Source organism: Sphingopyxis sp. KK2, from assembly GCF_001990265.1.
Lineage (GTDB): Bacteria > Pseudomonadota > Alphaproteobacteria > Sphingomonadales > Sphingomonadaceae > Sphingopyxis.
On sequence record NZ_LYVN01000113.1, the window covers coordinates 1 to 13,395 of the forward strand.

12 protein-coding genes are annotated in these 13,395 nt (G+C 64.9%); 5 read left to right on the forward strand and 7 right to left on the reverse strand.

Features of this window, described 5'->3' with window-relative positions; genetic code table 11:
- Positions 1–78 precede the first annotated feature (78 nt).
- Positions 79–1,326, forward strand: coding sequence for an aspartate kinase (locus B1A78_RS16290; protein ID WP_077147973.1), 1,248 nt, complete (start codon positions 79–81; stop codon positions 1,324–1,326).
- 83 nt (positions 1,327–1,409) lie between these two features.
- On the opposite strand, the gene B1A78_RS16295 is transcribed toward B1A78_RS16290, so the two are convergent.
- The 4 genes from B1A78_RS16295 to B1A78_RS16310 form a co-directional block, all read right to left on the reverse strand.
- Positions 1,410–1,985 (reverse strand): inner membrane-spanning protein YciB, encoded by a 576-nt coding sequence (locus tag B1A78_RS16295; protein ID WP_077147974.1) that lies wholly within the window; start codon positions 1,983–1,985, stop codon positions 1,410–1,412.
- A 119-nt stretch (positions 1,986–2,104) separates the two neighbouring features.
- Positions 2,105–3,220: an HlyD family secretion protein gene (locus B1A78_RS16300; protein ID WP_077147975.1), complete on the reverse strand. Its 1,116-nt coding sequence runs from the start codon at positions 3,218–3,220 to the stop codon at positions 2,105–2,107.
- Positions 3,217–3,633, reverse strand: coding sequence for a PaaI family thioesterase (locus tag B1A78_RS16305; protein ID WP_077147976.1), 417 nt, complete (start codon positions 3,631–3,633; stop codon positions 3,217–3,219). The genes B1A78_RS16300 and B1A78_RS16305 overlap by 4 nt, the downstream gene beginning before the upstream one ends.
- Positions 3,630–4,223, reverse strand: a complete 594-nt coding sequence (locus B1A78_RS16310; RefSeq protein WP_077147977.1) for a TetR/AcrR family transcriptional regulator — start codon at positions 4,221–4,223, stop codon at positions 3,630–3,632. Before B1A78_RS16310 ends, B1A78_RS16305 begins: the two co-directional genes overlap by 4 nt.
- Before the next feature lie 121 nt (positions 4,224–4,344).
- Between B1A78_RS16310 and B1A78_RS16315 the strand changes: the two genes are divergently transcribed.
- A complete protein-coding gene (locus B1A78_RS16315) occupies positions 4,345–5,889 on the forward strand; it encodes a DHA2 family efflux MFS transporter permease subunit (protein ID WP_083734234.1) in 1,545 nt (514 codons plus the stop codon).
- 124 nt (positions 5,890–6,013) lie between these two features.
- Positions 6,014–6,439, forward strand: coding sequence for a hypothetical protein (locus B1A78_RS16320; RefSeq protein ID WP_077147979.1), 426 nt, complete (start codon positions 6,014–6,016; stop codon positions 6,437–6,439).
- 102 nt (positions 6,440–6,541) lie between these two features.
- Here the strand turns inward: B1A78_RS16320 and katG are convergent, their stop codons facing one another.
- Positions 6,542–8,719 carry a catalase/peroxidase HPI gene (gene katG / locus B1A78_RS16325; RefSeq protein WP_077147980.1) on the reverse strand — a complete coding sequence of 726 codons (2,178 nt, stop codon included), beginning with the start codon at positions 8,717–8,719 and terminating at the stop codon, positions 6,542–6,544.
- 367 nt (positions 8,720–9,086) lie between these two features.
- Here katG and B1A78_RS22735 point away from each other — a divergent pair, with 367 nt between their 5' ends.
- A complete protein-coding gene (locus tag B1A78_RS22735) occupies positions 9,087–9,227 on the forward strand; it encodes a hypothetical protein (protein WP_179102068.1) in 141 nt (46 codons plus the stop codon).
- 73 nt (positions 9,228–9,300) lie between these two features.
- Here B1A78_RS22735 and B1A78_RS16330 read toward each other — a convergent pair whose 3' ends face one another.
- Both B1A78_RS16330 and B1A78_RS16335 read right to left on the reverse strand, forming a co-directional pair.
- Complete coding sequence (locus tag B1A78_RS16330; protein WP_077147981.1) at positions 9,301–11,829, reverse strand: TonB-dependent receptor; 2,529 nt, start codon at positions 11,827–11,829, stop codon at positions 9,301–9,303.
- A 106-nt stretch (positions 11,830–11,935) separates the two neighbouring features.
- Positions 11,936–12,106, reverse strand: a complete 171-nt coding sequence (locus B1A78_RS16335; RefSeq protein ID WP_077147982.1) for a YezD family protein — start codon at positions 12,104–12,106, stop codon at positions 11,936–11,938.
- A gap of 200 nt (positions 12,107–12,306) precedes the next feature.
- On the opposite strand from B1A78_RS16335, the gene B1A78_RS16340 reads away from it, so the two are divergent.
- Positions 12,307–13,311 carry a nitronate monooxygenase family protein gene (locus tag B1A78_RS16340; protein WP_077147983.1) on the forward strand — a complete coding sequence of 335 codons (1,005 nt, stop codon included), beginning with the start codon at positions 12,307–12,309 and terminating at the stop codon, positions 13,309–13,311.
- The last annotated feature ends 84 nt before the right edge of the window (positions 13,312–13,395 follow it).

Below are 13,395 nucleotides of genomic sequence, written 5' to 3' on the forward strand. Positions count from 1 at the left end.
CCCCCTTCCCTAACAGCCGGACGCCGCAAAATTGTACGAATGTTGCGGTGGAAACCAGTTTCTTGAAAGCGGGGCGAGATGGCGCGGATCGTGATGAAATTCGGGGGCACGTCGATGGCGGGCACCGAGCGGATTCGCACCGTGGCGAAGCTCGTCGCGCGCGAAGTCGCGCAGGGTAACGAGGTCGCGGTCGTCGTCTCGGCGATGGCCGGCGAGACCGACCGGCTCGTCAATTTCTGCCGCGAGGCGAACCCGCGCTACGACCCCGCCGAATATGACGTCGTCGTCGCCGCGGGCGAACAGGTGACCTCGGGGCTGCTCGCACTCACCTTGCAGGCGATGGGAACACCCGCGCGCAGCTGGCTCGGCTGGCAATTGCCGATCCGCACCGAGGAAGCGCATGCCCGCGCACGCATCATCGATATCGACACCGGCGCGCTGACCGCCGCGATGGCACGCGGCGAGGTCGCAGTGATCCCGGGCTTCCAGGGGATGATGGACGACGGCCGAATCTCGACGCTCGGCCGCGGCGGCTCGGACACCAGCGCGGTTGCGGTCGCGGCCGCGGTGAAGGCCGACCGCTGCGACATCTACACCGACGTCGACGGCGTCTACACCACCGACCCGCGCATCGTCGCGCGCGCGCGCAAGCTCGACTATGTGACCTACGAGGAAATGCTCGAACTCGCGAGCGTCGGCGCCAAGGTGCTTCAGACGCGCTCGGTCGGGCTCGCGATGAAGATGGGCGTGCGCGTGCAGGTGCTGTCGAGCTTCGTCGAGGGCGATGAGGCGCCGAAAAAGGGCACGATGATCGTCAGCGACCAGGAAATAGAGGAACATCAGATGGAACGGCAGCTGATCACCGGCATCGCCCACGACAAGAATGAAGCGAAGATCATCGTCACCCGCGTGCCCGACAAGCCGGGCGCCGTGGCGAACATCTTCGGCCCGCTCGCCGCCGCCGGGATCAACGTCGACATGATCATCCAGAATGTCGGCCGCGAGAAGGGCGAGACCGACGTGACCTTCACCGTCCCGGGCGCCGACCTGCTGCGCTCGATCGACCTGCTCGAAGGATCGAAGGACAAGATCGGTTTCAACCGCATCATCAGCGACGACAAGGTCGCGAAGATCAGCGTCGTCGGCGTCGGCATGAAGAGCCATGCGGGCGTCGCGAGCACGATGTTCCGTGCGCTCGCCGATCGCGGCATCAACATCCAGGCGATCTCGACCAGCGAGATCAAGGTCAGCGTGCTGATCGACGAGGACGAGACCGAGCTGGCGGTGCGCGTGCTGCACACCGCCTACGGGCTCGACGCAGAGTAGGCACCACGTCGCCCCAGCGAAAGCTGGGGCCGCTATCGTCATTCCACACCGCCTGCGATCCCAGCTTTCGCTGGGATGACGAGTTAGGACGGCTGCAACTCGCTCGCCAAACGGCGGCGCAGCCGCGCCTGCCCGATAAAATGCACGACCGCGATATGGATCGCGAACAGCCCGAATTTCGACGCCAGCGGAAAGATGCCGATAAACAGCGGCCACCAGCCGGTGAAGAAGAGCGCGATGACGAGGTTCAGCCCAGCGCTCGCGAACATCAGCGCCGCCCAGACCATGCCGAACCGGTCCATCACGTCACCGACCAGCGCGAGCTGCTCGGGCGGGATATAGCGGTTCAGCCACCCCTTGCGCAGCATCACCGTGCCGACGATCAGATAGACCATGGTCGGCTTCGCCATGACAAAGCGCGGGTCGCCGGTCAGCAGCGTCGCAGCGGCGGTAAACAGCACCGAGGCGAGGCTGATCCATTGCAGCGCCGCGACCTTGTGCCCGCGCGCCAATTCATATCCCACGACCGCGAGCGCGACGAGCGTGCCCGCCACCACCGCAGGGACGATCCCCGCACCGATGCCAAGCAGTATCGCAAAGACCATGACCCCGAGCGAGTCGAACAGCATCGGCCCAAGGGCATAGAGCAGGGTTCGCATGACGCGTCCTTTCGCGACTCAATGTTACTGTCGTAAACATTGATTGGAGCGCGCCACTCAGTCAAGTCGAAATTTACATTGTTAACATCAGATGCGGCGAAGCGAGGCGATCGCCGCGATCAGTCGCGTAGCCGCACTTTCGCGGTCACCGACAGCCCGGGGCGCAGCTGCGCGAGCGCCGCCTGCCCCGGATCGAGGTGGATGCGCACCCCGACACGCTGGACGATCTTGGTGAAATTGCCCGACCCAGGCTCGAACGGCAGCAAGGTGAATTCGCTCGCCGACCCCGGCGCGAGGCTTTCGACCGTCCCGCTCAGCGTCTCGCCGAGCGCATCGACATAGACTTCCGCCTTCTGGCCGGGCCGCATCGCGTGCGTCTGCGTCTCCTTGAAATTGGCGACGACATAGACCGAGCGCGTCGGCACCAAAGTCAGCAGCCTCGACCCCGGCTGGACATAGTCGCCGACCTGCACCTGCCGGTTGCCGACAACCCCCGCAATCGGCGCACGGACCAGCGCATGGCCGCGATCCTGCTTCGCCAGCGCCAGCGCCGCGCGCGCCTTCAGCGCCTCGGCTTCGGCCGCCTGGATCTGCGCGAGCAGCACGGGGCGCCGGGCGCGCGTCACCGCCGCCTGCTCGTAACTGGTGCCGAGATCGGCGCGCGAGCGCTGCGCCGCGGAGATGGCGCCGACCGCCGTCGCGCGCACCTGGTCGGCGTCGCGGCGGGTGACGAAGCCATCGACGAGGAGCGCGTCATAGCGTTTGAGGTCGGCCGACGCGCGGACCGATTCGGCATCGGCGGCGGCGATCTGCGTCCCCGCCGCGCGGATCTGTGCCGCCGCAAGCCGCTCGTCGGCGCCGAGCGCGGCAAGCGCCGCCTTGGCAGTCGCGACCTGCGCATCGGCATCGGCGACCGCCGCCTCGGCCGATTGCAGCCGCGCGTCATAATCCTCGGCGTCGATCCGCACGAGCGGATCGCCCGCCTTCACGGCCTGGTTGTCCTGCACCAGCACCGCCGCGACCAGTCCGCCGACCTTTGGCGCGATCGTGCTCGAATCGGCCTGCAGATAGGCATTGTCGGTCGATTCCGCGGTGCGCGGCGAGGTGAGCCACCAGATGCCCGCCGCGGCGACGAGCAGCGCGACCAGCCCCATCTTCCACGCCTTTTGCGGCAGCCGCTTGGCGTCGGCTGCGGGCGGCTCGGCCTCGGCAGCGATCGCACTCTGCGCATTCATTGCTGGAGCACCAGCAAGGTCGAGGTCGCGGTCGCATAAAGCCGCCCCTCGGCGTCGGTCAGCTTCGCCTCGACATAGGCGACGCGGCGCCCGATCGAGATGACATGCCCCTCGGCACGGACCTTGCCGGTCTTTTCGGTCATCGCCTTCAAATAGCTGGTCTTGAGCTCGAGCGTCGTCATCGCCTGGTCGTCGGCGAGCTTGGTGACCACCGCGATGCCGCAGGCCGAATCGAGCAGGGTCGCGGCATAGCCGCCATGGACCGTGCCCATCGGGTTATAATGCTGCGGCCCCGGCACCCCTTCGAACGCCGCCCAGCCATCGCCGGCATCGACAAGCTGGAACCCCATCGTATGCCCGATCGGCGGTTTGCCGCCCGAGGCGATCAGCCCCTTGACCTTCGCCAGTGTCATTGTGCGATCTCCAGGCCATAGCGCGCCACGATATTGGCATGGGTGTCGGCGAGCAGCGCATCGGAGAGCGCCGGGTCGCCGACCGCGCGCGCCAGCGCGACGCCGCCGACGAGCTGCGCGAGCAGCGCATGCGCCTCGGCCCCGGCATCGGCGTAGCCGAGGTTCGCGAGCGGCGCCGCGAGCCGCGCGGCGATGCCGACGACGCCCGCACCGAAGCGCTCGCGCGTCTCGGGCTCCGAGCGCGCGAAGTCGCCCGACAGCGTCGGCAGCGGGCACCCCCGGTCGCGGCTGTCGCGGTGCGCGGGCGACAGATAGAAATCGACATAGGCGCGCAGCACGTCGCGCGCATCTCCCGCCGCGTCGATCTTCGCCGAGCGCGCGCGGGCATCGGCGAACATCGTCCCGATCGCCTCGCCGACCAGCGCGTCCTTCGACTTGAAATGGGCATAGAAGCCGCCGTGCGTCAGCCCGGCACGCGCCATGATCCCCGCCACCGCGACATTGTCCGGCCCCTTGGCGCGGATCTCCTTCGCCGCTTCCTTCAGCACCCGGGCGCGGGTCTCGGCCTTATGCTCGTTCGAATAGCGCACTTGCGGTCTCCTTTATATGATGCATATAATATAAAGACTGCAGGACACAAGCCCGATGGCATCGATTCCCCTCTCTCCCGGGTCAGCGCCCGCTCCCGCCGACGTGTTCGACCCGGCGGCCATGCCCAACAGCCGGAAATATCTGATCTTCGCGGTGATGGCGTTCGGCCAGTTCATGGCGCTCATCGACATCCAGATCGTCGCCGCCTCGCTCAACGAGGTGCAGGCGGGCCTCAGCGCCGGCCCCGACGAAATCAGCTGGGTCCAGACCGCCTATCTGATGGCCGAACTGGTGATGATCCCCTTCGCCGCCTTCCTCGCGCAGGCGATGTCGACGCGCTGGCTGTTCGCCGCCTCGGCGGGGCTGTTCACCATCGCGAGCATGGCATGCGGGCTCGCGTGGAACATCGAATCGATGATCCTGTTCCGCGCGATCCAGGGCTTTGTCGGCGGCGCGATGGTGCCGACGGTGTTCGCCACCGGCTATATGCTGTTCGAGGGCAAGCAGCGCGCGATGATCCCCGCGATACTCGGCATGGTGTCGGTGCTCGCACCCACGCTCGGCCCGACGGTTGGCGGCTGGATCACCGATGCGATGGGCTGGCGCTGGGTCTTTTTCATCAATGTCGCGCCCGGCATCGCGGTCACCGTCCTGATCCTGACGCTCGTTCGCGTCGACAGGGCGAACTGGTCGATGCTGCGGCGGATCGACTGGGTGCATCTGGGGTCGATGGCGATCTTCCTCGCCGGCCTCGAATATGTGCTCGAGGAAGGGCCGAAACACGACTGGTTCAGCGAACCGATGATCGCGATCGCGGCATGGGTGTCGATCGTCGCCTTCGCGCTGTTCCTCGAACGCTCGTTCCGCTCGGACGGGCCGATCGTCAAGCTCACGCCTTTCCGCAAGCCAACCTTTGCCTTCGCCTGTGTGTTCAATCTCGTCATCGGGTTCGGCCTTTATGCCGGAACCTATCTGGTGCCGATCTTCCTCGGCCGGGTGCGCGGCTACAACGCCGCCGAAATCGGCACGACAGTGTTCGTCGCCGGCATCGCGCAGTTGATGGGGGTACCGATCGCCGCCGCGCTGTCGCAGCGCGTCGACCCGCGCATCATCATCACCTTCGGCCTCAGCCTGTTCGCGCTCGGTCTGTGGATGTTCAGCTTCATGACCCCCGACTGGGGCTTTGCCGCGCTCTTCTGGCCGCAAGTGGTGCGCAGCTTCGCGATCATGTTGTGTATTGTCCCGTCCGTCGGCCTCGCGCTTGGCAATTTCGAAGGGGCAGAACTGCGCTACGCCTCGGGGCTGTTCAACCTGATGCGCAACCTCGGCGGCGCGATCGGCATCGCGCTCGTCAACACTTGGCTCGGCGACAATGCGCGGCTCCACGCGCTCCGCATCTCCGAAGCACTTGGGCAGTCGGCGCAGGGCGCGCAGCAATTGGCCGCGCAATTGACCCATTATATCAGCACCTGGGTCTCCGACCCGCAACAGGCCGCGCTGATGGCCGACGCGACGCTGGCGCGGCTCGTCGGACGCCACGCGCTGACCTTGGCGTTCGACGATGTCTTCCGCCTGATGTCCTATATCTTCCTCGCCGCACTCGTCATGGTCCCCTTCTGCAAGCCCCCGCCGATCGGCGGCCCGGCGCCGAAGGATGCGCATTAGAGGGAACAGCCGCTGTCGGGCGTTAGCTGCCGTTGAGTGATGCGCTGATCACCTCAAATCCGCCCCTCACCCTCCCCCAAAAAACCTCTTTCCTAAAATATCGCGCTATGTTCCAAACTGGCAGATGGAACATACCGACTCACCCGCCCCGCAACTCGCGGGCACCTGCCTCGCCTTCACCCCCGTCCCCGTGCAGCGCCAGCGCGCCGATGGCTGGACACCCGACGCACAGGCGAACTTCATCCGCGCGCTCGAAGCAATGGGTTCGGTGGGAAAGGCCGCGCGTGCCGTCGGCATGGGTCGCGCGTCCGCCTATCGCCTACGCGAGCGGCCCTGCGCCGCCAGCTTCGCCGCCGCGTGGGACCGCGCGATATCGATGGGCCGCACGCACCAGTTCAGCATCGCGATGGACCGCGCGCTCAACGGCGTCACCACCGTCCGCGTCCTGAAGGGCGGCGCCATCGACGTCAGCGGCGGCCCCGACATGGCAGTCGTCCACGCCGCGCTGCGCGACGAGCCTTTCGCTAAAGCGACAAAGGAGACATTTTGAACGCGCAGGCGCGTATCCTTTGTCGCTTTAAGCGCAAAAGAAAACCCGCCCCCGGGCCCATGTCCCCGGGGGCGGGTTCCTGCGACCCGTCGGTGTTACCGATCAGGCAAGGTCGAAGCGGTCGGCGTTCATCACCTTGGTCCACGCCTTGACGAAGTCCTTGACGAACTTCTCTTCATGGCCGTTCTCGGCATAGACCTCGGCGACCGCGCGCAGTTCGGCGTTCGACCCGAAGATCAGGTCGGCGCGCGTCGCGCGCCATGTCTCGCCGCCGCCGGCGCGGTCGGTCGCGACATATTCCTGGTCGTCCGACCCATCGACCGACTTCCACACATTGGTCATGTCGAGCAGGTTGACGAAATAGTCATTCGTCAGCTGGCCCGACCGCTTGGTGAAATGCCCATGGCCGCGGTCGCCGTGATTGGCGCCGAGGACGCGGAGGCCGCCGACGAGCACGGTCATCTCGGGCACCGACAGGCCGAGCAGCGAGGCGCGGTCGAGCATCATTTCCTCGACCTTCACCGCGAGCTTTTTCTTGCCGACATAGTTGCGGAACGCGTCGGCCTCGGGCTCCATCACCGCGAAGCTGTCGGCGTCGGTCTGCTCGGCCGTCGCGTCGCCGCGGCCGCCGGTGAAGGGCACATTGGTCGCGCCGGCCTTCTCCAGCCCGACCACGCCACCAAGCACGATCGCGTCGGCCAGCGACATCGAGCCGCGCAGGCCGTTCAGCGTATCGATCACCTTGCCGAGAACGGCCGGCTCGTTGACCTCCCAATCCTTCTGCGGCGCCAGCGCGACGCGCGCGCCGTTGGCGCCGCCGCGATAGTCCGACTTGCGATAAGTGCTCGCCGACGCCCAAGCCGCCTTGACCAGTTCGCTGACGGTCAGGCCGCTGGCGGCAATCTTGTCCTTCACCGCCTTCACATCGGCATCGGAAGGCGTCGTGCCCGCCGGGATCGGATCCTGCCAGATCAGGTCTTCGGCGGGGACTTCGGGGCCGAGGTAGCGGACCTTGGGGCCCATGTCGCGGTGGGTCAGCTTGAACCAGGCGCGCGCAAAGGCGTCTTTGAACGCTTCATGATCGTCGCGGAACTTCTCGCTGATCGCGCGGAATTCGGGATCGCGCTTCAACGCCATGTCGGCGGTGGTCATCATGGTCGGGACCTTGATGTTCGGATCCCAGGCAGCCGGGGCCATATCCTCCTCTTTCTGGTTGATCGGCTGCCACTGGTTGGCCCCCGCGGGCGACTGCACCAGCTCATAATCATAGTCGAACAGCAGGCGGAAGAAATTCCCGGTCCATTCGCGCGGCGTGTTGGTCCACGCGCCTTCGATGCCGCTGGTCACGGTATGCTCGCCGATACCGCCGCTTTCATGGCTGCTGACCCAGCCAAAGCCCTGCGCGGCCAGATCGCCGCCCGAAGGCGCGTTGCCGAGCAGCGAGGCGTCGCCATTGCCATGCGCCTTGCCGAAAGTGTGGCCACCCGCGGTCAGCGCGACGGTTTCTTCCGGGTTCATCGCCATGCGATCGAAGGTTTCCTTCATATCGCGGGCCATGCCCTCGTCATTGTGCGGATTGCCCTGCGGCCCTTCGGGATTGACGTAGATCAGGCCCATCTGGATCGCGGCAAGCGGGCCTTCGATGACCATATTCTTGTCGGGATCGATGCGCGTCTGGACGCCTTGGTTGACCCATTTGTCTTCCGAACCCCAATAGATGTCGCGCTCGGGCTCGAACACGTCGGCGCGGCCGCCGCCAAAGCCGAACACCGGACCGCCCATGCTTTCGATCGCGACATTGCCGGTCAGGATGAACAGGTCGGCCCAGCTGATCTTGTTGCCGTATTTCTGCTTGATCGGCCACAGCAGGCGGCGCGCCTTGTCGAGATTGCCATTGTCAGGCCAGCTGTCGAGCGGCGCGAAACGCTGCTGCCCGCTGTTGGCACCGCCGCGTCCGTCGGCGGTGCGATAGGTGCCTGCAGCGTGCCACGCCATGCGGATGAAAAAGGGACCATAATGACCATAGTCGGCCGGCCACCACGGCTGGCTGTCGGTCATCAGCGCGGTGAGGTCATCCTTCAACGCCTGATAGTCGAGCGACTTGAACGCCGCGGCATAATCGAAGTCCTCGCCCAGCGGGTTCGACGACCCGTTCGGGCCCAGGATTTCGGTCGCCAGCATGTCGGGCCACCAATCCTTGTTGGTCTGGCCGAGCAGGGCGCGGACGCCGCCGGGCTGATGCACCGGGCAACCGCTGCCGATGGGGGTCTGGTCATTCATGCAGTCTCTCCTCTTGGGCTTTTTATGGGATCGATATGGCGAAAACGGATGACCGGCGCATGACGCGCGGACGGCGCAGGGGCCGCGCAAGGAATGTCGACAGGGGCTGGCCGCGAGTCGATGGGTCGTCCTTTCGCCTTGGGATGGAAAGGATAGGCCGCCCCCCTCCATCGCCATAACCGAATAAGCTGAACTCAGTCATTGAACGAACCGATTACAGTCGAAGGAGTTGCCGCATGAAAATGACGTTGGTCGCGGCGCCGCCACGCCCCGGCGAAAGCACGAGCGAGCGACGCAACGTCGCTCCGATCGAACGGGTTGGACCAGCGTCATGCATCCCCCCGACATGGCGATATGGAGAGAGAAAATGGCTAACCAGAACCCCAATGAGCAGCAGCAGCGCGACGAGGAACAGCGTCGCAAGCAGCAGCAACAGCAGGATGGCCAGAACAACCAGCAGGGCGGTCAGCGGTCCGATCAGGATCGCGACAACCCGCAGCAGCGCTGACGCACAGGCTGCACGAGAAAGGGGCCGCTCCGGCTGGAGCGGCCCCTTTTCTTTTGCCGCAAGGCGACTGCGATCAAAAGCTGACCTTGATCGTCCCGCCCCAGGTTCGCGGATCGCCGGGGGTACCTGCGATCAGGCCGACATTGCCCGGCGCGACCTGCAGCAATTCGATATAATTGACGTCGAACGCGTTGCGAACCCAGCCGAACACATCGATGCCGTCGCCGCGGAAGCCGAGACGGAAGTTGGTCAGCGCATAGCCCTTCACATTGGTGTAGATCGACGGCGAAGCGTTCGAATTCCAGTGCGAGCGGTAATTGCCGTCGACGCGCAGATAGACCTGCCCTTCCTTGGCGAAGAGCGTCACCGGCAGGTTGGTCTCGGCACCGTAGGAGAAGGCCCATTTCGACACGCCCGGCAGGCGCTGTCCCGAAATGTCGCACTGGCGCGGGCTGAGCGCCCCCGGAACGCCGGGCTGCGAATAGTCGGGCGCCGCATTCGCCGGCTGGAAGGTGCCGCCCGACAGCTCGGGCGGGCACGGCGCGCTGGTAAACTTCTTGTATTTTGCATCGGTGTAGGCGGCATTCGCATAGGCGGTGAAACGGTCGCTGGGGCGGATCTTGAAATCCGCCTCGAGTCCCTGCGACACCACCTTTTCGGCGTTGGCCAGATAGCCGCGAACGGTGCCGAACTGGCCCCCGTTCACCGTCGCCTGGAAATTCTTGATCTCGGTGCGGAACGCCGCGAGGTTGAAGGTTGCAAGGCGGTTCAGGAACTGGGTCTTGATGCCGATCTCATAGTGATTGACCGATTCCGGCTTCACTGTGCTCGCGCTCAGCACCGGCTGGTTATTGGTGTCGAGCGGCAGGCCGTTCTGGTTGATACCGACGGTCTTGAAGCTCTTGGCATAGGTCGCATAGACGAGAACGTCGGGCGCGAGCTTGTAATTCACATTAAGGTCGTAGCTGAAGTTCCAGTCGCTGACCGACGGCGTCGTCAGCTGCGGCTGATAGACACCGCATTGCGCCGTGAGCACCGCGTTACCGGTCGTGGCCGAGGGCGCGCAACTCGTGATCACCTGCCCCGCGCCGGTCGTCACCACCCGCTGATAAAAGCCTTGCTTCTTGTCATAATTGACGCGGATACCCGGCTGGATCGTCAGTTCGGGCGTCAATTTATAGCTCACCTGCCCATAGAGCGCCGCGCTGTCGGCCTTCAGATATTGGGTGTTGATGGCAGTCAGTCCATTCAGCACCTCCGGCCGGTTGTAGACATTGGTCGGGTCGGTCGAGGGCGCCAGGCTGTAGCGCGTGGCGTCGATGCCCTGCTGCTCGGTCCCCTGCGTATCGATCCGCTGCTTGAACCCGAACAGCCCGACGACAAAGTCGATATTGTCGCCTTCGTAATTGTAGCGGAACTCCTGGCTATACTGGTCCTGCTGCGACGGGTTTTGCGATCGCGAGACGACCGAAGCCCCGGTGAAGTCGCGGTCGTTCTCGGGCTGCCAGTCCCAGAAGCGCCACGCCGTGATCGAGGTGAAGGTGCCCGGGCCGACGTCCCATTTCACCCGCAGCGAAGCGCCGCCGATCTTGTTGCCCGCGCTCAGGCTGGCGTCGATGTCGGTTAGCCGGTCATAGACGTTCCGGCTCGGCACGGTGTAATTGTAATTGGGGTTGGCCGCCTGCAGCCGCGCGATGATCGCATCATATTGACGATTGAGCGCGCGCTGCGTCGTCCCGACGCGGACGAAGGCGGTGCCGCAGCATTCGGGGTCCTGTCGGCTGTAGTCGCCAGCCAGCGTGATCGAGAGATCGTCGTTCGGCTGGAACAACAGCTGGCCGCGGAGGCCCAGATTGTCCTGTTCGTTGATCCAGCGGTCGGTGCGCGTGTTGAACAGCGTGCCCCGACGGCTGGTGGCGGCGATCGCGATCCGCGCGGCGATCTTGTCGGTCAGCGGGCCCGAGACCGCCGCCTTCGCCTGCCGATAATTGAGATTGCCGACGGTCACCTCCGCGCGGCCCTCGAAATCGAAAGTCGGCTGGTTGGTCGTGATGTTGATCGCGCCTGCGGTGGTGTTCTTGCCGTAGAGCGTGCCCTGCGGCCCCCGCAGCACCTCGGCCTGGTCGACGTCGAGGAAGTCGAAGGTCGCGGCGGCGACGCGCGAGTTATAGACGTCGTCGACATAGATGCCGACGCCCTGTTCGAAGCCGTCGCTGGTCAGGCCGAAGGGCACGCCGAGGCCGCGGATGTTCACCGAAGTGTTGCGCGGGTTCGAGGTATAGACCTGCAACGTCGGCGCGAGCTGCTGCAGCTTCACGACGTTGAAATTGCCCGTCGCCTCGATCGAATCGCCGCGGATCACCGAGATCGCGACCGGCACTTCCTGCGCGGTTTCCTGGCGACGGCGCGCGGTCACGATGATGATGTCGCCGCGGCTGACCTCGTCGTCGTCGGTCTGCGCGGTGGCAGTGGCGGCCGCGCTATCCTCGGCTGCTGCGGAACCCTCGGCGGCGGCGGCCGGGGCGCCAAAGGCGAGGAGGAAGGATAATGTAAGGGCGCTCGCCGACAAGCGGCCGCGCACGGACGGATATTTTGCGGTCATGACAATTTTCCTGTTGCTTTGAAGTTGCACGAAAAATTGCCACATCCGGCGGTCCGGTCTGCGGCATTTTAGAAATGGGGCAAAGGCTAGCCCCTTTGGGAGATGATCAGTTCGGGTAGCGGTGGCGCTCGGTAATATCGACCTGCACCAGCTTGCCTTCGTGGACGGTCAGTTGGATCGCGCCGAAGCGCAATTTCTCGAGCGCATCGAGCACCGTCTGGACCGAGCGCGGCACGGCTTCGCGCTGCGCCGGAATCTTTTCTGCTGAAGCGGACATGCGTTTCCCTTTCCCTGCGACACCCTGTCGATTCGCCCATGAGCATATGCCAATCGATTTAGTTGACAATGATTGATTTGCTTTCTGCGGCGAAAGGCCCGGTTCGCACGCCCAATCGAAATTGTGTCTGTCGGGGTGTTTTGCGTGCATCGGACGCTAGGGATTGCGCCCGAGTCCCAGTGCTGGCAAAGGCGTGGGCGATGACGAAAATTAACGATTTGATGGCGCGGGGAACCGCGCTTCTGGGCAGCGAATACGCGATTTTATGCGGTGCGATGAGCTGGGTTTCCGAGCGGAACCTGGTCAGTGCGATCAGCAATGCGGGTGGCTTCGGCGTCATCGCGTGCGGCGCCATGACGCCCGAATTGCTCGATGCGGAGATCGCCGCGACCAAGGCGCTGGCAACCAAGCCCTTCGGGGTCAATCTGATTACCATGCATCCGCAATTGTTCGACCTGGTCGACATCTGCGCGAAGCATGGCGTCGGCCATGTCGTCCTCGCCGGCGGGCTGCCGCCCAAGGGCAGCCTCGAGGCGATCAAGGCTTCGGGCGCCAAGGTCATCTGCTTTGCCCCGACGCTCGCAATGGGCAAGAAGCTCGTCCGGTCGGGCGTCGACGCGCTGGTGATCGAGGGCATGGAAGCCGGCGGCCACATCGGTCCTGTGTCGACCAGCGTGCTCGCGCAGGAGATATTGCCGACGCTCGCCGACGAGGTGCCGGTTTTTGTCGCGGGCGGCATCGGGCGCGGCGAGGCCATTGCGGGTTACCTCGAAATGGGTGCCTCGGGGGTCCAACTCGGCACGCGTTTCGTTTGCGCGACCGAAAGCATCGCGCATCCCAATTTCAAAAAGGCGTTCATCCGCGCCTCGGCACGCGACGCCGTCGCAAGCGTCCAGATCGACCCGCGCCTGCCGGTCATCCCGGTGCGCGCGCTGAAAAATGCGGGGACCGAGGAATTTACCGCCAAGCAGCGCGAGGTCGCGAACCTGCTCGACGGCGGCAATGTCGACATGATCGAAGCACAGCTGCAGATCGAGCATTATTGGGCCGGGGCGCTGCGCCGAGCGGTGATCGACGGCGACGTCGAAAATGGCTCGTTAATGGCAGGGCAATCGGTGGGTATGGTAACATCCGAGGAGTCCGTGGGGGAAATCATCGCGTCTCTGGTGCAACAGGCCGAAGCGGCCTTGCACACTCGGGGTTGATGCCGCATGATTCTGCGGCTGGGGAGTGGAGCATGAAATTGTTGCGTAAAATCATCGTCGTCGGGCTGCTCGCGAGTGTTGCGG

Coding starts and splice junctions, on each gene's coding strand:
- B1A78_RS16315 (WP_083734234.1), top strand. CDS start 4,345: ATGCCCAACAGCCGGAAATATCTGATCTTCGCGGTGATGGCGTTCGGC.
- B1A78_RS16330 (WP_077147981.1), bottom strand. CDS start 11,829: ATGACCGCAAAATATCCGTCCGTGCGCGGCCGCTTGTCGGCGAGCGCC.
- B1A78_RS16320 (WP_077147979.1), top strand. CDS start 6,014: ATGGAACATACCGACTCACCCGCCCCGCAACTCGCGGGCACCTGCCTC.
- B1A78_RS16340 (WP_077147983.1), top strand. CDS start 12,307: ATGACGAAAATTAACGATTTGATGGCGCGGGGAACCGCGCTTCTGGGC.
- B1A78_RS22735 (WP_179102068.1), top strand. CDS start 9,087: ATGGCTAACCAGAACCCCAATGAGCAGCAGCAGCGCGACGAGGAACAG.
- katG (WP_077147980.1), bottom strand. CDS start 8,719: ATGAATGACCAGACCCCCATCGGCAGCGGTTGCCCGGTGCATCAGCCC.
- B1A78_RS16295 (WP_077147974.1), bottom strand. CDS start 1,985: ATGCGAACCCTGCTCTATGCCCTTGGGCCGATGCTGTTCGACTCGCTC.
- B1A78_RS16335 (WP_077147982.1), bottom strand. CDS start 12,106: ATGTCCGCTTCAGCAGAAAAGATTCCGGCGCAGCGCGAAGCCGTGCCG.
- B1A78_RS16305 (WP_077147976.1), bottom strand. CDS start 3,633: ATGACACTGGCGAAGGTCAAGGGGCTGATCGCCTCGGGCGGCAAACCG.
- B1A78_RS16290 (WP_077147973.1), top strand. CDS start 79: ATGGCGCGGATCGTGATGAAATTCGGGGGCACGTCGATGGCGGGCACC.
- B1A78_RS16300 (WP_077147975.1), bottom strand. CDS start 3,220: ATGAATGCGCAGAGTGCGATCGCTGCCGAGGCCGAGCCGCCCGCAGCC.